17 protein-coding genes and 1 pseudogene are annotated in these 17858 nt (G+C 66.9%); 9 read left to right on the plus strand and 9 right to left on the minus strand.

Going from position 1 to position 17858, the window contains the following annotated elements; translation table 11 throughout:
• The first annotated feature begins 103 nt into the window (after positions 1-103).
• The 3 genes from OU419_RS19150 to OU419_RS19160 all read left to right on the plus strand — a co-directional run bounded on the left by OU419_RS19150 (position 104) and on the right by OU419_RS19160 (position 2620).
• Positions 104-463 carry an Mpo1-like protein gene (locus OU419_RS19150; protein WP_254476022.1) on the plus strand — a complete coding sequence of 120 codons (360 nt, stop codon included), beginning with the start codon at positions 104-106 and terminating at the stop codon, positions 461-463.
• 82 nt (positions 464-545) lie between these two features.
• Positions 546-1049: a molybdopterin-dependent oxidoreductase gene (locus tag OU419_RS19155; RefSeq protein WP_254476024.1), complete on the plus strand. Its 504-nt coding sequence runs from the start codon at positions 546-548 to the stop codon at positions 1047-1049.
• On the plus strand, positions 1049-2620 hold the full coding sequence (locus OU419_RS19160; protein WP_408004959.1) for a GGDEF domain-containing protein: 1572 nt from the start codon (positions 1049-1051) through the stop codon (positions 2618-2620). Before OU419_RS19155 ends, OU419_RS19160 begins: the two co-directional genes overlap by 1 nt.
• Here OU419_RS19160 and OU419_RS19165 read toward each other — a convergent pair.
• The 6 genes and pseudogenes from OU419_RS19165 to OU419_RS19190 form a co-directional block, all read right to left on the minus strand.
• The gene (locus tag OU419_RS19165; RefSeq protein WP_254476028.1) at positions 2617-3417 is read right to left on the minus strand and encodes an acyl-CoA thioesterase; all 801 of its coding nucleotides are present in this window, start codon (positions 3415-3417) and stop codon (positions 2617-2619) included. The two genes, OU419_RS19160 and OU419_RS19165, sit on opposite strands and share 4 nt — an antisense overlap.
• A 116-nt stretch (positions 3418-3533) precedes the next feature.
• The gene (locus OU419_RS19170; protein WP_254476030.1) at positions 3534-4295 is read right to left on the minus strand and encodes a CHAD domain-containing protein; all 762 of its coding nucleotides are present in this window, start codon (positions 4293-4295) and stop codon (positions 3534-3536) included.
• Between the two features lie 76 nt (positions 4296-4371).
• A complete protein-coding gene (locus OU419_RS19175) occupies positions 4372-6360 on the minus strand; it encodes a transglutaminase TgpA family protein (RefSeq protein WP_254476031.1) in 1989 nt (662 codons plus the stop codon).
• A complete protein-coding gene (locus tag OU419_RS19180; protein ID WP_254476032.1) occupies positions 6357-7310 on the minus strand; it encodes a DUF58 domain-containing protein in 954 nt (317 codons plus the stop codon). Before OU419_RS19180 ends, OU419_RS19175 begins: the two co-directional genes overlap by 4 nt.
• Before the next feature lie 9 nt (positions 7311-7319).
• The gene (locus OU419_RS19185; protein ID WP_254476033.1) at positions 7320-8237 is read right to left on the minus strand and encodes an AAA family ATPase; all 918 of its coding nucleotides are present in this window, start codon (positions 8235-8237) and stop codon (positions 7320-7322) included.
• Positions 8238-8348: 111 nt separating this feature from the next.
• Positions 8349-9209: pseudogene (locus tag OU419_RS19190) on the minus strand (LysR family transcriptional regulator).
• A 116-nt stretch (positions 9210-9325) separates the two neighbouring features.
• Between OU419_RS19190 and OU419_RS19195 the strand changes: the two are divergent.
• Positions 9326-9772 carry a multidrug/biocide efflux PACE transporter gene (locus OU419_RS19195; RefSeq protein ID WP_254476034.1) on the plus strand — a complete coding sequence of 149 codons (447 nt, stop codon included), beginning with the start codon at positions 9326-9328 and terminating at the stop codon, positions 9770-9772.
• A gap of 95 nt (positions 9773-9867) precedes the next feature.
• On the opposite strand, the gene pyrF is transcribed toward OU419_RS19195, so the two are convergent.
• The 3 genes from pyrF to OU419_RS19210 all read right to left on the minus strand — a co-directional run bounded on the left by pyrF (position 9868) and on the right by OU419_RS19210 (position 12691).
• Positions 9868-10566 (minus strand): orotidine-5'-phosphate decarboxylase, encoded by a 699-nt coding sequence (gene pyrF, locus OU419_RS19200; RefSeq protein WP_254476035.1) that lies wholly within the window; start codon positions 10564-10566, stop codon positions 9868-9870.
• 83 nt (positions 10567-10649) lie between these two features.
• Positions 10650-11573: a response regulator gene (locus OU419_RS19205; RefSeq protein ID WP_254476037.1), complete on the minus strand. Its 924-nt coding sequence runs from the start codon at positions 11571-11573 to the stop codon at positions 10650-10652.
• A gap of 2 nt (positions 11574-11575) precedes the next feature.
• Complete coding sequence (locus OU419_RS19210) at positions 11576-12691, minus strand: sensor histidine kinase (RefSeq protein ID WP_254476103.1); 1116 nt, start codon at positions 12689-12691, stop codon at positions 11576-11578.
• A 482-nt stretch (positions 12692-13173) separates the two neighbouring features.
• Between OU419_RS19210 and eat the strand changes: the two genes are divergently transcribed.
• The 5 genes from eat (at position 13174) to OU419_RS19235 (ending at position 17841) form a co-directional block, all read left to right on the plus strand.
• Complete coding sequence (gene eat / locus OU419_RS19215) at positions 13174-14538, plus strand: ethanolamine permease (RefSeq protein ID WP_254476039.1); 1365 nt, start codon at positions 13174-13176, stop codon at positions 14536-14538.
• Positions 14539-14590: 52 nt separating this feature from the next.
• Complete coding sequence (locus OU419_RS19220; protein ID WP_254476041.1) at positions 14591-15982, plus strand: ethanolamine ammonia-lyase subunit EutB; 1392 nt, start codon at positions 14591-14593, stop codon at positions 15980-15982.
• Positions 15983-15999: 17 nt separating this feature from the next.
• Positions 16000-16761: an ethanolamine ammonia-lyase subunit EutC gene (eutC, locus tag OU419_RS19225; RefSeq protein WP_254476043.1), complete on the plus strand. Its 762-nt coding sequence runs from the start codon at positions 16000-16002 to the stop codon at positions 16759-16761.
• A gap of 55 nt (positions 16762-16816) precedes the next feature.
• Positions 16817-16987 carry a DUF2897 family protein gene (locus tag OU419_RS19230; protein WP_254476044.1) on the plus strand — a complete coding sequence of 57 codons (171 nt, stop codon included), beginning with the start codon at positions 16817-16819 and terminating at the stop codon, positions 16985-16987.
• Between the two features lie 89 nt (positions 16988-17076).
• Positions 17077-17841 carry a CPBP family intramembrane glutamic endopeptidase gene (locus OU419_RS19235; RefSeq protein WP_254476046.1) on the plus strand — a complete coding sequence of 255 codons (765 nt, stop codon included), beginning with the start codon at positions 17077-17079 and terminating at the stop codon, positions 17839-17841.
• Positions 17842-17858: the final 17 nt, after the last annotated feature.

Here is a 17858-nt window from a genome sequence, read left to right on the forward strand (position 1 = left end):
GCGCATAGCCAGCACCGATTGGAGCAGCGCTCCAGCCAGCGCCTAGACTGCCGATACGACTCCCGCCGCACTGGCGGGTCCGTATCTGCACAGGAGCTCGCTCATGGCCAGACGCCGACCCAACCTGCTCGCCTGGCAATGGCAGGGTTACGCAGCCAACCACCGCAACGCCACCAACCTCGCACTGCACATCATCGCCGTACCGCTGTTCATCCTCGCCGTGCCGATCCTCGTCGGCGGCCTGTTCCGCCTGAGCTTGAGCGGCATCGTCCTGGGCGTGATCGGCATCGTCGCCTCGCTTGCGATCCAGGGGCGCGGCCACAAGCTGGAGGATCAGGCACCGGAGCCGTTCACCGACCGCAAGGACGCTATCGGCAGGCTACTCGCCGAACAATTCATCACTTTCCCCCGCTTCGTCCTGAGCGGAGCCTGGTGGCGCGCCTGGCGAAATCGGCGGCATTGAAAGGGGGCGCGGCATTTCGGCCATTCAAGTCCGGAGGGTGTTCGCCGATATAATCGTCGAGATTTCGTCACGAGCTGTTGAGATGTCGGTTCTTCGTCATTTTTTTGGCTTTTTGGCCTGCCTGATAATTGGCAGCCAGGTGTCGGCAAGCCAACCCGCCCCGCGGACCACCGAGCGCAAGGTCCTGGAACTGGTGGTCGCCGGCTATCCCGAAGCGAGCCGAAGCCTGTCGCTGAGCGCTCTCGAGCGCTTTCCGCACCGGACCTATTCCGCCGTGCTGGACGATGAAAGCAGCGTCTCCCACTGGCAGGGGGTACCGCTGAGCCTGCTGTTCGACGAAGCGCAGCTCAGCCGTGCGAAACGCCTGCGCGTCGAAGCCCTGAACGACTTCTCGGCACTGATCCCGCTGAACGACCTCACTACCTACGAACCAATCCTCGCCTACCGCCGCGACGACCGCTACATCGGCATCAGTGAGCGCGGCCCGTTGTTCATCATCTACCCGCAGGTGCGACATCCCGAGTTGTGCACCCAGCTCTACTTCAACCGATCCGTCTGGCAGGTCAGCCGCATTACCCTGGAGTGATCGCCGTGCCCCCCCATCCAAGACGACGGCGCCTGCGCCGACTGACCTTCCTCGTGCTCTGCTGCCTGATAGCAGGCCTCACGGTCTGCGCCGGCGCCGCCCTGCTGATGGTCAACCAGCACGCCCGCCAACTGGCGCGCCCCAATACCCACAGCGAGCTGTGGCAGGCGTACCAGTTGCATGCCGAGCTGGAGCGCTCCCTGGAAACCGCTCAGGCCGTGCTCGACGAGCGCGCCGACAGCGACGCCCTGGCCACCCGCATCGAAGTGCTGGCCAGCCTGCTGCCGCCGCTGCGCACCACCTCGGTATTCAGCCACCTCGCCGAACCACGCCCGGAGATCGACGAAACCCTGAATCGCCTCGAACGCATCAGTGGCGACTGGCTCAAGCGCGCCCCCTGGGGGCAGCCAGCCGCAGCGCGCAATATCGCGGAAGAAATGCTCCGCCAGTTGCCGCTGCTGCTCAAGCCGACCCACGAGATCATCGTCGCCACCCACATCGCCCAGACCAACATGCTCGACGACGAGCGCCAGGATCTCCAGCACGCCTTCGTCCTGCTCGCCTGGGTGCTCGCCGGGCTGGGCATCTGCTGCGTACTGCTGACCTTGCGGGTGATCGCCAATTCGCGGCGCAAGCTGCTGCTGACACAGCGCCTGAACGATCTCAACCAGTCCCTGGAGCGGCGCGTGGAACAGCGCACCCAGGAGCTGACGGAGCGCAAGGCGCTGCTGCGCTACATACTCGATACCAGCCCCAGCGACGTGGCGTTGCTCAATGACCGCGACAGCCACGCCCACTACGTCAGCCCGCGCCTGCTGCAGCGCACCGGGGCCGACGACGAAAGCTTCAACCTCACACGGCTGTTCAACGACCCCGACGAGGAAAGCCGCTTCCTCCAGGCACTGGATGAATTCGGCCGGCTGGATGGCTGGGAAACCCGGCTGGCCGGCGACCCACCGTACTGGGCGGTGGTCTGGGCGCGGCGCCTGAACGTCGAGGGCCAGCCCGCCTCGCTGGTCTGGAGCTTCGACATCAACCAGCGCAAGGCCATCGAGCAGGAACTGCGCCTGCTCGCCACCACCGACCCGCTGACCGGCCTGCAGAACCGCCACGCCTTCGTCAAGCGCGGCGTCAGCCTGCTCAAGAGCGCCCAGCGCTATCACCGCCAGTGCTCGGCGCTGATGTTGGACATCGATCATTTCAAGCGTATCAACGACACTCACGGCCATGCCTTCGGCGATGCCGTACTCAAGGCAGTGGCCGCAGAGCTGAGCCAGGGACTGCGCGAAGTCGACCTGCTCGGCCGGCTGGGCGGCGAGGAGTTCGCCGCGATCCTCCCGGAAACCGATCCGCAGCAGGCGCTGCAGGTCGCCGAACGGCTGCGCACCGCCGTGCAGTCACTGATTTTCACCGGTGAAGACGGCAGCCGCCTGGACCTGACGCTGAGCATCGGGGTGGCCGAGCGGCGGCCCGGCGAAGTGCGCCTGGAGGACCTGCTGGCCCGCGCCGATCGCGCGCTCTACCGAGCCAAGGCTGGCGGGCGCAATCGCACCGAACAGGCGCCCAGCTAGCCGAAGATGGTCACCGTCTGCCGGCTGATCGCCAGCAGATTGCCGTCCGGCGCCCAGCACTGGGCAGCGATGTGGCCGTAGCCGTCGCGCGCGTGCTCGATGAGTGCCCGGTACTGGCACCAGCCATCGGCCGGCATCTGAGCCTGGGGCTGGATGAATTCGACGGTCCAGGTCAGCGAACTGGATGGCGCCGGCGACTTCAGGTGCGGCAGCGTCGCCGGCGGCCAGGCATCGATCAGCGCCAGCAGGTGGGCGATGTCCATCCGCTCACCGCGCACATCGTCGCTGCGCAGGCGCATCCAGCCGCCCATTTCCAGTTCGCGGCTGGAAGAAAACGGCATGTGCCCCAACGCCCAGCGCATGGCGATATGCTGGGTGAACGCCGGCATAACCTTGCGAATGTAGGGTAGTTCCTGGCAGTGCTCGGGCTGTTTGAACGACGGGGCTGGCAGGTTCTCCACCGCGACGCTGGATGTCCGCGCCTCGCCGAAGCTGCCCTGCACCAGCGCAACCACCTGGCCGTTCTGCACCACGCGGCAGAACACCTGGCTCACCGACTTGCCCTCGCGCAGCGCCTCGGCCTCGAAGCTCACCGGCACTTCCACCTCCACCGGCCCGACGAAGGTGATCGCCAGCGAACGCACGGGGCGCCCGTCATGGGTCACCGCGCGCATGGCCTCGTAGGCCGCTGCGGCGACCAGGCCGCCGAAGCTCGCCCGTCCTTGTGCCCAGATCGTCGGAATGACCACGGAACGCGGCGAGGCGCGCACTGCCTGAAGCATTTCGGTGAAAGTCATGGATCGCTTCCAGTGTGGGATTGGCAGCGATCTTATGTCCTCGAGGCGTGTACGCAAACCATCCAAAGCGTTGCTCGCCAAGGAAAATGCCCCGCCATCAACGCCCCGCATGGGGCTCAGCGCAACGCCTTCTGCAACGCGTCGAGGCTCTCGTCGGCCAGGCGCCCGGCGAGGTCATGGCGAGCATTCCAGTGCGGCTGCAGCGGCATCAGATCCAGCTCGCGCTCGCTGCGGATCAGCCACTGCTCGTAGTCGTGCCAGTCGCCCAGCGTGGACTGCGCATCCTTCAGCGGAGCCAGCAGGCTCTGCGGTACCGCCGATTCCTTCGGGTACATCTCCAGGGAGTAGCGCACGCGCTTGATCAGCAACCGCAGGCGATGACGGTCATGCGCTGGGTCCTTCAACGCCGCGCGCAGCCTTTGCCATTGCTTTGCCAGACGTTTGCGCACCGTCGCGTGCAGACCGTCCAGCACGCCATGCCGCTGTGCCGTGCGCCACAATTGCGGCCAGCCGTCCAGGCGCATCAGCAGGCGCTCCCACTGCGGGCTGGCCAGCAGCGCGATGTAACCCGACAGCAGCGCCGGACGACGCAACGCCGCGGCGTGCTCGTAACCTTCGGCTTCCAGCACCGGCAGCAGCACTTCCAGGTCGCGCAACGGACCGCTCAGGCGCCCCACGTCAGCGAGCGACTCTTCCAGCTCGTCGATGCCCGGCATCCCGCGCACCGCATGCAGCAGGCTGCGCAAGCGGCGCACGGCGATGCGCAGATCGTGCAGCGCTTCGGGATCGGAACCGGCACTCAAACGGGCAGAGGCGGAGAACAGCGCAACTTCCTCCTCGATCAGATGGGTCACCAGGTAATCGCTGAAAGAAGACACGGCAAGCTCCATGCGGTAGGGGTGAGTTCTCAGGTTAGTTGCCGAGGGGGTGGCGACAAGTGTCCGAAGTCATGCTTCAGTGCCGTCGCCAGCGCCAGGGCAATGCACGCCGCAACCGTGCCAGGTGCCCGCGCAAGCGTGGCGGATCGGGCGCCTCGCCTGCATAGCGCTGCCTCTCGAAAGCCTCGCTATACCGCCGGATCGGCTCGGCCTGCGCAGGCAGTGCGAGCATGGCGCGCCGAGCGAAGTCCCGGTGCCCCTCGCCCGCGTCACGTCGCAACCCATGAGGCGCGAGCAGACGTTCGAAATGCTCGAAGCTGCGTAGCTGGGCATCCCGATCGCGCCGCCAGGGCTTGAACAACCACAGCGCCAGCCCCGCCAGCAGCAACGCCCCGCCGCCGACCAGCAACAGCGCCACCCAGGGGCTGTCGAGGCCGCCGAACCAGCGTCGGAACAACTCGCCCTGCTGGTCACCCTGATAGCCCAGCACCCAGCGCTGCCAACCATAGTTGACCTGATCCCAGGCCAGGCGCAGCTCATTGAGCAGACCGACACCGCGATAACGCAGCGGCGAGAACGGATTGTCGGCGAGGAAACTGCCCTCGGCACTCATGGCCTGCTCCAGCCCCTGCTCGATGCGCTCAGGCGACACCGCGCCGGTCGGATCCACGCGGGTCCAGCCGATACCCGCCTGCCAGTACTCCACCCAGGCGTGGGCATCGAACTGATGCACCAGCACGTAATTGCCGGAAGGGTTCACCTCACCGCCCTGGTATCCAGTCACCACCCGCGCCGGAATCCCCGCCGCCCGCAGGACGAACGCCGTGGCCCCGGCATAGTGCTCGCAGAAGCCGCTGCGAGTGTCGAACAGGAAACCGTCGATCCGCTGCGCACCGGTGGCCGGCGGCTTGAGGGTGTAACGGTAGGGCTGCTCGCGGAACTGGCGGAGTACGGCCTGCACCAGCTCCGATGGCTGCGGATAGTGCTCACGCAGCTCCCTGGCCCAGGCCCGCGCGCGCGGATTGCCGCTGAGCGGCAAGCCCAGGTTGAGGCGCCCGGCGCGCCGGCTGTCACCCGGTTCGAGCAGCGCGGCCGGCCACGACGTCGCGCTGTAGAGATAGCTCTGCTGCACCGGATCACGACGTTCCAGGCGGAAGTCACCCATCAGCCGCGCATCGCCCGGCCCGTTCTGCACCACGTCCAGCGCGAACAGCCAACGGCGGTCGCTCGGCTCCATGATCACCTGATACTTCAGCGGCGTTCCGCGCCGCTGCCACTGCGGCTCGCGGCTGCCGCTCGCGCGGACAGCCTGAGTCCAGCGCTCGCCATCGAAGTTTTCCAGGGTCAGCGCCCGCCAGTACAACTGGGCGCGCGGCGGAGTCGTTCCCTCGAAGCCGACACGGAACGCCAGCTCGGTGGATTGGCTCAGCTCCACCATGTCGCCGGGCGACATCGAATCGCTCAGCCCGGTGATGGACTTGCCGCTCGGCATCGGCAGCGACCACAGCGGCCCCATGCGTGGGAACAGCACGAACAACAGCAACATCAGCGGCAGCGCCTGCAACAGCAGCGCACCTGCAAGGCGCAGCGTGGAACCGGGGCGCGTGGCGAAACTGCTTTGTTGCAGGCCAATCAGCGCCGCCAGCAGCGCCATCACCGGCAGCACGCTGAAGGCGGCGGCGAGGATGCCATCCTCGAACAGGTAGCTGGTCACCACCGCGAAGAACCCGAGCAGGATCAGTACCCAGGCATCGCGCCGGGTCTTGAGTTCGACCAGCTTGATGACGAACGCGGCGATCAGCAGCACCACGCCGGCATCCAGCCCGATCAGCGAGCCGCGCGAGTACCACACGCCCAACCCGGCAGCGGCCACCAGCGCCAGCTTGGCAACGCCGTTGGGATAGTTGGCGCGCATGCGGAACACCTGGACGCGCCACCAGGCGCAACCCAGCCACAGCCCGACGATCCACAGCGGCAGATGCCCCAGGTGCGGAATGATCACCACCGCCTGGGCCACCAGCAGCCAGGTCAGCGCGACCCGTGGAATACCCTGGGCGGCGCTCATGTACGCCCCCCGAATAGCGCGAGCGCGCGCAGGCAGGCGTCGCGATGGGCATCGCCCGTAGCCACCGGCAATTGCACGCCCGGCAGGCGCAGGCCGAACGGCTGCTGGCGCAGCGAGAGCTGCAGCACCCAGTAGCACAGGCGCGACAGGCGCCCCTCGATATCCCCGCCAAGAAGATTGAAGTCCAGCCAGAGGTTGCGCCCGGACAACGCCGAAAAGTCCTTCACCAGCAAGCCCTGCCCTCGCGAGTAGGCTTTCCAGTGAAGGCGTCGACGCGAGTCGCCGGGCTGGTAAGGCCGCAGCCCCTGGAAATCATCGACACCCTGGCCACTGGGACGCATGCCTTCGTCTTCATCGTCAGCCACCCCGCTCTCCAGCGGCAGATCGCTGGCCAGTGGACGCGGGTAGACCAGCCCGGCCTGATCCAGGTCCAGCCAGCTCCAGGCCACCAGCAGGCCCAACGGGAATCGGCTTTCGACCCGCAGCCGGCCGGGCCGCAGCCAGCCCCTGCGCTGCGCTGGCTCAGCCAGATGCAGCTCCTCGGCGCCGTCGGCCCGCACATCGGCGAAATGCAGTTGATCCTGCGCCCAACCGATGCCGATGGCCTGGCGGGCGCGCCCCTCGCCTTCCAGGCGCACGCGGAAGCCGACCTGCTCGCCGACGAACACCGGCGTCGCGCCCAGCGAAGTGAGGCGCAGGCCACCCAGGTTGCGGTAGGTATGCAGGATGGCGACGATGAACATCGATAACAGCAGGAACGTCAGCCCGTAGGCCAGGCTGTTCTGGTAGTTGATCGCGGTGAGCAGCATCAGCGCCAGGGCAACGCCAAACGCCGCGCCCTGCCGCGTGGGAATGATAAATATGCGCCGCTGGTTGAGCTGCAGTGACGTCGATGGCGGAATGCGCCTGGCGATCCAGCTCTGCCACAGCGGCCTGACCCTGACCAGCATGGCAAGCCCTCAGAGCGCCGGCACTTCGCGCAGCAACCACTGCACCAGTGCGCCACCACCATGCCCGGCCGGATCGGCCTGGTCGCGCAAGCGGTGGCCGGCCACCGACGGCAGGACCGCCTGCACATCCTCCGGAATCGCGTAATCGCGGCCAGCCAGCAGCGCCCAGGCACGAGCGGCGGCCAGCAGCCCCAGACTACCGCGCGGCGACAGGCCGAGCGCGAAGGCCGGCTGGCTGCGCGTGGCCTCGACCAGGCGCAGCACGTAATCCACCAGCGCGTCGCTGGCGCGCACTTGCAGCACCTCGGCCTGCAACGCCACCAGTTCCTGCGGGTCGAGCATCGGTTCCAGGCGCGGCAACAGGTCGCGGCGCGCCTCGCCCAGCAGCAGCGCCTTCTCCGCCGCGCGCCCCGGATAACCGAGCGACAGGCGCATGAGGAAGCGGTCGAGCTGGGACTCGGGCAGCGCGAACGTGCCGCCCTGGGTCACCGGGTTCTGCGTGGCGATGACGAAGAATGGCTCGGGCAGCGGACGGGTCGCGCCCTCGATGGTCACCTGTCCTTCCTCCATCGCCTCCAGCAGCGCGCTCTGGCTCTTGGGCGTGGCGCGGTTGATCTCATCGGCAAGCACCAGCTCGGCGAAGATCGGCCCGGGGTGGAAGACGAACTGCCCGGTGTCCTTGTCGAACACCGAGGTGCCCAGCACGTCGCCGGGCAACAGGTCGGAGGTGAACTGGATGCGCTGGAAGCTGAGCCCCAGCACCCGCGCCAGAGCGTGGCTGAGCGTGGTCTTGCCCATGCCGGGAAGGTCTTCGATCAGCAGATGACCGCGCGCCAGCAGGCAGGTCAGTGCCAGGCGCACCTGGACCTCCTTGCCCAACAGAATCTGATCCACAGCCTTCAGGCAATTCTCCAGCTTGGCGCGCATCCTGACCTCTCGCTCTAGGAAAACTCCGATCCTACTGGCCCAACGCTAGCCATCATAGGCTCGGACACATTTAGTCCCCAATCTGTGATCCAGCGCTTGCCTGGCTGGCATTCAGCGCCCCAGCAGGCGCTCCACCAGCCAACTGGCCGCCGGCCCGGGCGAGCGCTGCCGCGACCAGATCACATCCACCGCCACCCGACGCGGCCAGCCAGCCACCTTCAATTCCCGCATACGGCCGGCGGCGAAGCGGCCGACCATCCAGCTCGGCAGCTCGATCCAGCCGAAGCCGAGCACCGCCATGTCCAGCAACAGCAGGTAGTTGGGCGCGCTCCAGCAGCGTCCGCCGGGAGACGGCGCGGCATCGTCGAGATAGGTGTTAAGACGCAGCGCGCGCCAGGCCAGCAAGTCCTCGCGCTCTACCCGCTCCTGGGTGGCCAGCGGATGGCCGTGGCTGACGAAGACGCCGAACTCGGCCTGCTCGCTCAGGGTCGCCGAGCCGATGTCCGGCGGATACTCGCGCTGCGCCGCCAGCAGGCCCAGGCTGGCGCGGCCCTGGACCACCAGGTCGAGCACGTCGCTGTCTTCGGCGATCAACCATTCGAATTCCAGCTCGGGGAAGCGCGCGTCGATCTCCGCCAGGCGCTCCTCGAACTGAGCCGACTGATAGGTATCGGACATGGCCAGCGTCACTCGCGACTCCAGCCCGCCCACCAGCAGGTTGGCGAACTGCCCGAGGCGATCGTTGGCCATCAGCACCTATTCCACACGCCCCAGCAACGCCTTGCCGGCCTCGGTGAGTTGCGGCTGGCGGGAGGTGCGGTCGAACAGCGGCAGGCCGAGATCGATCTCCAGGCGGGCGATGGCCTCGCTGACGGTGGACTGGCTCTTGCCCAGCTTGCGCGCGGCGGCGCTGAAGGAGCCGAGCGTGGCGGCCTCGGCGAACGCCTGCAGTGATTCGGGGGAAAAGTGCATGAGCATCCTCCATCGGTTTTCCCGATGGTAGCCAACTTAAAGTTAACCGGTCGACCGATGATAATAGCCACGGACCGACGGAGTCGGCCTTGTTTCACTGTGTCTGGAGATCAACCGTGAGCCCGAGCAAATCCCTGAAGGAGCGGCTGTTCCACGCCCTCCTCTTCGAAATCATTGCGGTCGCCATCTGCGCGCCGACGCTGGCCTGGCTGATGGATAGGCCGTTGGGCCACATGGGTGCCCTGACGCTGATGTTCTCCGCCATCGCCACCCTGTGGAACATGCTCTTCAACGCAGGCTTCGACCGGGCGCAGCGGCGCATGGGCTTCAGCCGCACCCTGCCGGTGCGCGTGCTGCATGCCTCGCTGTTCGAACTGGGGCTGATCTTCCTGCTGGTGCCGCTGGCTGCCTGGTGGCTGTCGGTGAGCCTGCTGGAAGCATTCATCCTGGATATCGGCCTGATCCTGTTCTTCCTGCCCTACGCCATCGTGTTCAACTGGAGCTACGACGTGCTGCGGGCGCGCTGGTTCGAGCCGGCGCCGGCCGCGGCCACCGCGAAGTAAGCCGACGGCCTGGCGCTGCACCACCCTGAGAAAGCAGCCCTCCGGAAACGACAAAGCCCGCATCAAGCGGGCTTTGTCGTTTTCGTGCGTGGCGTTCAGGCGAGGCTGGCGACGATATCGCGCAGGGCCTTGCCCGGGTCGGCGGCCTGGCTGATCGGACGGCCGATCACCAGGTAGTCGGAGCCGTTGTCCAGCGCCTGGCGCGGGGTGAGGATGCGGCGCTGGTCGTCCTGGGCACTGCCGGCCGGGCGAATGCCGGGGGTGACCAGTTGCAGGGCCGGATGCGCGGCCTTGAGCGCCGGCGCTTCCTGGGCGGAGCACACCAGGCCGTCCATGCCGGCCTTCTGTGCCAGTGCCGCCAGACGCAGCACCTGCTCCTGGGGCTCGACGTCCAGGCCGATGCCGGCCAGGTCCTCGCGCTCCATGCTGGTCAGCACGGTCACGCCGATCAGCAGCGGCTTCGGGCCGTTGAAGGCTTCGAGGGTCTCGCGGCAGGCGCTCATCATGCGCAGGCCGCCGGAGCAGTGCACGTTGACCATCCACACGCCCATCTCGGCGGCGGCGCGCACGGCCATCGCGGTGGTGTTGGGAATGTCGTGGAATTTCAGGTCGAGGAAGACTTCGAAGCCACGGCCGTTCAGGGTTTCGACGATACCGGCGGCGCAACTGGTGAACAGCTCCTTGCCCACCTTCACCCGGCACAGCTTCGGGTCCAGCTGGTCGGCCAGCGCCAGCGCGGCTTCGCGGGTGGGGAAATCCAGGGCGACGATGATCGGGGTCTGGCAGGCGGACATGGGCTCTCTCGCGGGTATCGAAAAAATCGGCGCGCATTGTCGCAGAAACGTGCCGACTTCCGTAGCCCGCCTGGCAGGAATGCTCAGGCGCTCAAGCGTTCGCGCAGGCGACCGAGCATTCCCAGCAGGCTGCCGACCTTTTCCCGCTCACGCTCCTCGCGCGGCACTTCGGCGATCCGCGCCACCCTGGGCGCGGGCTGGGCACGCCATAGCAGCGCCTGCTCGGCGGCGGCTTTCAGGCCCTTCTCGAACAGGCCACGGCGAATCGGCTTGGGCAGGTAGCGGAAGATCTGCGCCTGGTTGATCAGCGCCAGCAGTTCCTGGGTGTCGCGGAATGGCGTGACGACAATGCTGAGCAGGCGCGGATGAGCCTGGGCCAACGACTTGAGCAGCGGCGCGGTGTCCTCGCCAGCGAGCTTGAGGTCGCTGACCAGCACATCGATCGGCTCGCTGTTCAGGCGCAGGATCGCCTCCGCCAGGTTGCGCGCACGGTGCAACTGATGATTGCCGGCGCTGCAGAACTCGCCGACGCAGGCCAGGGTTTCCGCATCGTCGTCCAGCAGCAGCACGTTGAGCGGCGCGGCCACGCGGCTGATGACCTGCGGGTCCAGCGGCGCCGACGAAGCCTGGCGCTGGGCGATTTCCGCCGCCTGGCGCAAGGTGAAGGCCATCTCCTGCGGGTCCCAGGGCTTGGTCAGGTAACGGAAGATGCCGCCGCTGTTGAGCGCATCCACCGCCGCGTCGAGATCGGAATAACCGGTGAGCAGGATGCGCAGGGTGTCCGGGACTATCTCCCGCGCCTGGGCCAGCAGCTCGGCGCCGGTCATCTGCGGCATGCGCTGGTCGCTGACGAGGATGTCCACCCGCTCCTCGCGCAGGCGCTGCAGCGCCTTGTGCGGGTCACTCTCCACCAGCACCTCATAATGGCGCCGGAACTGCATCGCGAGGCTGCGCAGGATGCGCTCTTCGTCGTCGACGAAAAGAATGCGGACAGGCTGCTGGCTCATCTTCAGGCACTCCGTTTCAGTTCGTTGTCCTGCCTCAGCGGCAGGCTGATGAGAAATCGCGTGCCGCGCCCAGGCTCCGACGCTACGCGGATGCGGCCGCCGTGGTCCTGGACGATCTTGTAGCTGATCGACAGGCCAAGCCCGGTGCCCTGACCCACCGGTTTGGTGGTGAAGAACGGGTCGAAGATGCGTGCGCGAACCTCTTCGGTCATGCCCTTGCCGTTGTCCTGCACCGAAATGTGCACGCTCTGCTCGTCAGCCCAGGTTTTCACCTGGATCAGTCCGAAGCCCTCCATCGCCTGCGCTGCGTTGGTGAACAGGTTGAGCAGTACCTGATTGATCTGGCTCGGCGCACAGGCGACCTTGGGCAGCGCGCCCAGTTGGGTTGCCACCTCGGCCTTTTCCTTGACGCTGTTGCGGGCGATCAGCAGCGCACTGCGCACACAGTCGTTGAGATCGACTTCCTCGCTGCGGGCGCGGTCCAGGCGGGCGAAGTCCTTCAGGCCGCCGACCAGCTCGCCGATCTGCGCGAGGCCGAAGTCGGTATCGCCGAACAACTGGTCGAGGTCGCCCACCAGTTGCTCCAGCGCGGCGTCTTCACGAGCCTGCTCGAACGCGGCGCGGGTGCGGGCCAGGTAGTCGGGGTCGCAGGCCGGGTCATCCAGGCATTCGTTGAGCAGCGCCTGGGTCTCGGCCAGGCTCAGAAGCGGAATCAGCAGCTCGCGCAGCAGGCCAACGTTGTTTTTCACGTAACCCAGCGGGGTGTTCAGCTCGTGGGCGACGCCAGCGACCATCTGACCGAGGGACGCCATCTTCTCCGACTGCACCAGTTGCGCCTGGGATTCGCGCAGGTCCTGCAGCGTCTTGTGCAGCACGCGGTTGCGCTGGGCGACGCGCTGCTCCATTGCCTTGAGCAGGTCGAGCACCGTACCGAGGCCGAGATAGCGTCCCTGCTCGTCCACCAGAATGAAGTCCTCGGTGATCGGGTAGCTCAGTTGCGCGGTGACCTGTTGCGCCGCTTCCTCCAGGCTCAGGTCCGCGCGAATCTTCAGCGGTTCGGGGTTCATCACGTCGCGCGCCGGGCGGCGGCCCCAGAGGTCACGGCCGAAGCGCTGCATGAAGATGTCCTGCAAGCCATAACGGCTGACCAGCCCCTGCGGCAGGCCACCGGCGTCCACCACCGGCAGCGAGAGAAACGCCCGGTGCTCGGCCGCCAGGAAGCGGTCAGCGACGTCGCTGATGCTCAATTGCGGGGCCAATGGCGCTACCTGGCGCAGCAAATCGTGCAGAGCGCGGGTGGTCATTGGCGAATCTCCGGTCGCTGGAATGGGCAGCAGTAGACCAGCGGCAGATTGCCATCCTGTGACAGCCATCGCGGCGAAGCGAAGATTCATCCCACGGTCATCGGCCTGCAACAGAAGCGCCGCGCTGCACCCAAACGATTCGCCGGAAACACTGGCGCACCCATTCGACGCACGGGTTCTTGCGGCGAATGTTCACGAAACGACGCGATCCCGCGCTTTACGACCTGCAGCAACGGCATGGCACGGGCACTGCACTGCCACCCGGGACGTGTCATCCATCCCCTGGGAGAACCCGCATGAACACGCAACTCAAACCCACCCTCGGCACCCTGCACCTGTGGGGCATCGCCGTGGGCCTGGTGATTTCCGGTGAGTACTTCGGCTGGAGCTATGGCTGGGGCGTGGCCGGCACGCTCGGTTTCCTGGTCACCACCCTGCTGGTGGCCGCCATGTACACCTGCTTCATCTTCAGCTTCACCGAACTGACCACCGCCATCCCCCATGCTGGCGGCCCCTTCGCCTACAGCCGCCGGGCCTTCGGCGAAAAAGGCGGACTGGTGGCCGGTCTCGCCACACTAATCGAGTTCGTCTTCGCTCCGCCGGCCATCGCGATGGCCATCGGCGCCTACCTCAACGTGCAGTTCCCCTCGCTCGATCCCAGGCACGCGGCGGTCGGCGCATACCTGATCTTCATGACCCTGAACATCCTCGGCGTCAGCATCGCCGCCACCTTCGAGCTGATCGTCACCGTGCTCGCGGTCGCCGAACTGCTGGTGTTCATGGGCGTGGTCGCGCCGGGCTTCAGCTTCAGCAATTTCGTGCTGGGCGGCTGGGCGGGCTCCGACAGCTTCAGCGGCGCGGCGATCAGCGGGATCTTCGCCGCCATTCCCTTCGCCATCTGGTTCTTCCTCGCCATCGAGGGCGCGGCGATGGCCGCCGAGGAAGCCAAGGATCCGAAGCGCACCATCCCCAAAGCCTACGTCAGCGGCATTCTCACCCTGGTGGTGCTGGCCATCGGCGTGATGCTGTTCGCCGGCGGCGTCGGCGACTGGAAGGCGCTGTCAGGCATCAACGACCCGCTGCCACAGGCAATGAAGATGGTGGTCGGCGAAAACTCCGGCTGGCTGCACATGCTGGTATGGATCGGCCTGTTCGGCCTGGTGGCGAGCTTCCACGGCATCATCCTGGGCTACTCGCGGCAGTTCTTCGCCCTCGCCCGCGCCGGCTACCTGCCACGCGGGCTGGCCAGGCTGTCGCGTTTCCGGACGCCGCACCGGGCGATCATTGCCGGCGGCCTGGTGGGCATCGCGGCGATCTACAGCGACGGGCTGATCGCCCTGCAGGGCATGAGCCTGACCGCGGCGATGATCACCATGAGCGTGTTCGGCGCCATCGTCATGTACATCATGAGCATGCTCAGCCTGTTCAAGCTGCGCCGCAGCGAACCGGACCTGGAACGCAGCTTCCGCGCGCCGGGCTTCCCGGTGGTGCCGGGCATCGCCCTGATGCTGGCCGTGCTGTGCCTGGCGGCGATGGTGTGGTTCAACCCGCAGATCGCCGGCATCTTCCTGGCGTTCATGCTGGTCGGCTTCATCTACTTCCAACTCACCGCAGCACATCGCGCCAGCGCCCCGGCAGACGCTATGCTGACCGGAGTCTGATCGCCAGCGAGCCGCGTCCACCGATGGGCGCGGCATAACCGGAAAGCCCAGCATGTCCTACCAAACCTCGGTCGGAAGCCTGACCTACCGCTTCGCCGACCTGAAGACCCTACTCGCCAAGGCCAGCCCGGCACGCTCCGGCGACACTCTCGCGGGGCTCGCCGCGGACAGCTACGAAGAGCGCATGGCGGCGAAGATCGCCCTCGCCGACGTACCGCTCAAGCGCTTCCTCGACGAGGCGCTGATTCCCTACGAACAAGACGAAGTCACCCGGCTGATCATCGATGGCCACGACGCAACGGCCTTCGCGCCAATCAGCCACCTCACCGTCGGCGACTTCCGCGACTGGCTGCTGCTCGACAGCACCGACAGCGTCACGCTCGGCAGCGTCGCCAAAGGCATAACACCGGAGATGGCCGCCGCGGTATGCAAGCTGATGCGCAACCAGGACCTGATCCTGGCGGCGAAGAAATGCAGGGTGATCACCCGCTTCCGCAATACCATCGGCCTGCCTGGCCACCTCTCGGTGCGCCTGCAACCCAACCACCCCACCGACGACGTGCGCGGCATCGCCGCCAGCACGCTGGACGGCCTGCTGTATGGCGCGGGCGACGCCGTGGTGGGCATCAACCCGGCCAGCGACTCGCTGCCCACCCTGGTGCAGCTCTGGCAGATGCTGGACGAGCTGCGCCAGCGCTTCGACATCCCTATGCAGAGCTGCGTGCTCACCCATGTCACCACGCAGATCCGCGCCATCGAAGCCGGCGCGCCGGTGGACCTGGTGTTCCAGTCCATCGCCGGCACGCAGAAAACCAACGAGAGCTTCGGCATCAGCCTCGCGCTGCTGCGCGAAGCCCACGAGGCGGCCCTGTCGCTCGGGCGCGGCACGCTGGGCGACAACGTCATGTACTTCGAAACCGGCCAGGGCAGCGCGCTGTCCGCCGGCGGCCACCACGGCATCGACCAGCAGACCTGCGAGGCCCGCGCCTACGCGGTGGCCCGCGAGTTCCGCCCGCTGCTGACCAATACGGTGGTCGGCTTCATCGGCCCGGAATACCTCTACGACGGCAAGCAGATCATCCGCGCCGGGCTGGAGGACCACTTCTGCGCCAAGCTGCTCGGCGTGCCGATGGGCTGCGACGTCTGCTACACCAACCATGCCGAGGCCGACCAGGACGACATGGACAACCTGCTGACCCTGCTCGGCGCAGCCGGCGTGACCTTCGTGATGGGCATCCCCGGCGCCGACGACATCATGCTCAACTACCAGAGCACCTCGTTCCACGACGCGCTCTACCTGCGCAGCGCGCTGGGGCTGCAACGCTCGCCGGAGTTCGACGCCTGGCTGGCAAGGATGGCCATCACCGAACCGTCCGGACGCCTGCGGCAGATCGGTCACGGCCATCAACTGCTGCGCTCGCTGCCGCGCACCGGCAACGCCTGAAACAAGGAGCGACGATCATGGAACTGGTACAGAGCGACCCCTGGGACGAGCTGCGTGCGCACACCTCGGCACGCATCGCGCTGGGCCGCGTCGGCTCCAGCCTGCCCACCCGCGAAGTGCTGAAGTTCGGCCTGGCCCACGCCCAGGCGCGCGACGCGGTGCATCACCCGCTGGACTTCACCGCGCTGCAGCAGGCCCTGGAACATGAAGGCTTCCGCGTCCTGCGTGCGCGCAGCGAAGCGCCAGACCGGCACACCTACCTGCTGCGCCCCGATCTTGGCCGCGCGCTGCACCCGGACAGCCAGTGGCAACTCAAGGGCAGCAAGGCCGCCGCCGAACTGGTGATCGTGATCGCCGACGGTCTTTCCTCGGTGGCCGTGCAGCAGCACGCGTTGCCTCTGCTGCTGGCACTGCGCGAGCGCTTGCCCGGTGACTGGGCGAATATCCCTGTGGTGCTCGCCGAACAGGGCCGCGTGGCCATCGGCGACGGCATCGGCGAAGCGCTGGGAGCGAAGCTCGCGCTGGTGCTCATCGGCGAGCGCCCGGGTCTAAGCTCCCCGGACAGTCTTGGCCTCTACCTGACCTGGCAGCCGCGCGTAGGCCGCATGGACAGCGAGCGCAACTGCATCTCCAACGTACGCCCCCAGGGGCTGCCGTACGGGCTGGCGGCGCACAAGCTGGCGCACCTGCTGCAACAGGCGCTGCGCCTGCGCCTGTCCGGCGTCGGGCTGAAGGACGACAGCGAGGTGCAGGAGCCGGACGCATTGCCGCGAGCCTGACAAGCTCGTCGCACAGGGTTAAGGTAAACGCTCCTGCCACTGTCGGAGACGGACGATGCCCTGGTATGCCTGGTTGATCATGGCCCTTGCCCTGGGGTCGATAGTCGGCGCGCTGATGATGCTCCGCGATACTGCGAAGAAACTGCCGCTCACCGAGGAGCAACTGCAGCGCATCCATCAGCGCAATGCGGAAATGGACGCCAAGGACGCCGACGACAAGCGCTGAACGCAGCAAGTGCCTGACGTGTCGGCCAATAACTGGCATCGGCGCCAACCAAGCCGTAGTAGACTTCGCCCTCCTGGATGGAGGAATGAATGCTCAGGACACTCCTGCCGCTGCTGCCCGTCGTGTTGTTGCTCTGCGGATTCGCGCTGGGCTACGTCCAGCCAGTGGGGTTGCTGATCGGCGGCACCTATGTCGCCTGGACGCTCTACGGCGAGCCGCGCATGCCGCGCCTGCTCTGGTGGCTGGTGTGCCTCGTGGCCAGCATCGCACTGGCGGCGCATCTGCTCCCCGGCACCTCCTCATGGACGCTCTGGCCAGTGCGCCAGCTCAGCCCGGACGCCCCCGTCTACGCCCTTCGGCTGTCCTGGGACAAAGCCCTGGTCGGCGCCACGCTGCTCGTCTGGTGGCTGCGCCGCGAACCGGTGCCGGCAGAGAAACGTTCGCCGGACTTCGCCGCCATCGCCATCGTCACCACCCTGTTCGCCGTGCCGCTGGTAGCGGTGGCGAGCGGCCTGGTGGTATGGAACCCGAAATGGCCGCCGGGCTTCTGGTTGTGGATGGCAGTCAACGTCGGCGTTATCGCGCTGACCGAGGAAGCCTTCTTCCGCGGCCTGCTGCAAAGCGAACTGGTACGGCGCCTGGGTGCGTTCTTCGGGGTGGCCCTTTCGAGCCTGCTGTTCGGTCTGGTGCACTGGCCGATCAACCCGCTGTTCGCGGTGGTCGCCGGCATCGCCGGCCTGGGCTATGGCCTGGCCTTCTACTTCAGCGGCCGTCTGCTGGTGACGGTGCTGCTGCACGCCGCGGTGAACTGCCTGCACCTGCTGCTGTTCAGCTATCCGTTGCGGATCATCTGAGCCACTCAAAATCCCTG

This window comes from Pseudomonas triclosanedens (assembly GCF_026686735.1).
Taxonomy (GTDB): domain Bacteria; phylum Pseudomonadota; class Gammaproteobacteria; order Pseudomonadales; family Pseudomonadaceae; genus Pseudomonas; species Pseudomonas triclosanedens.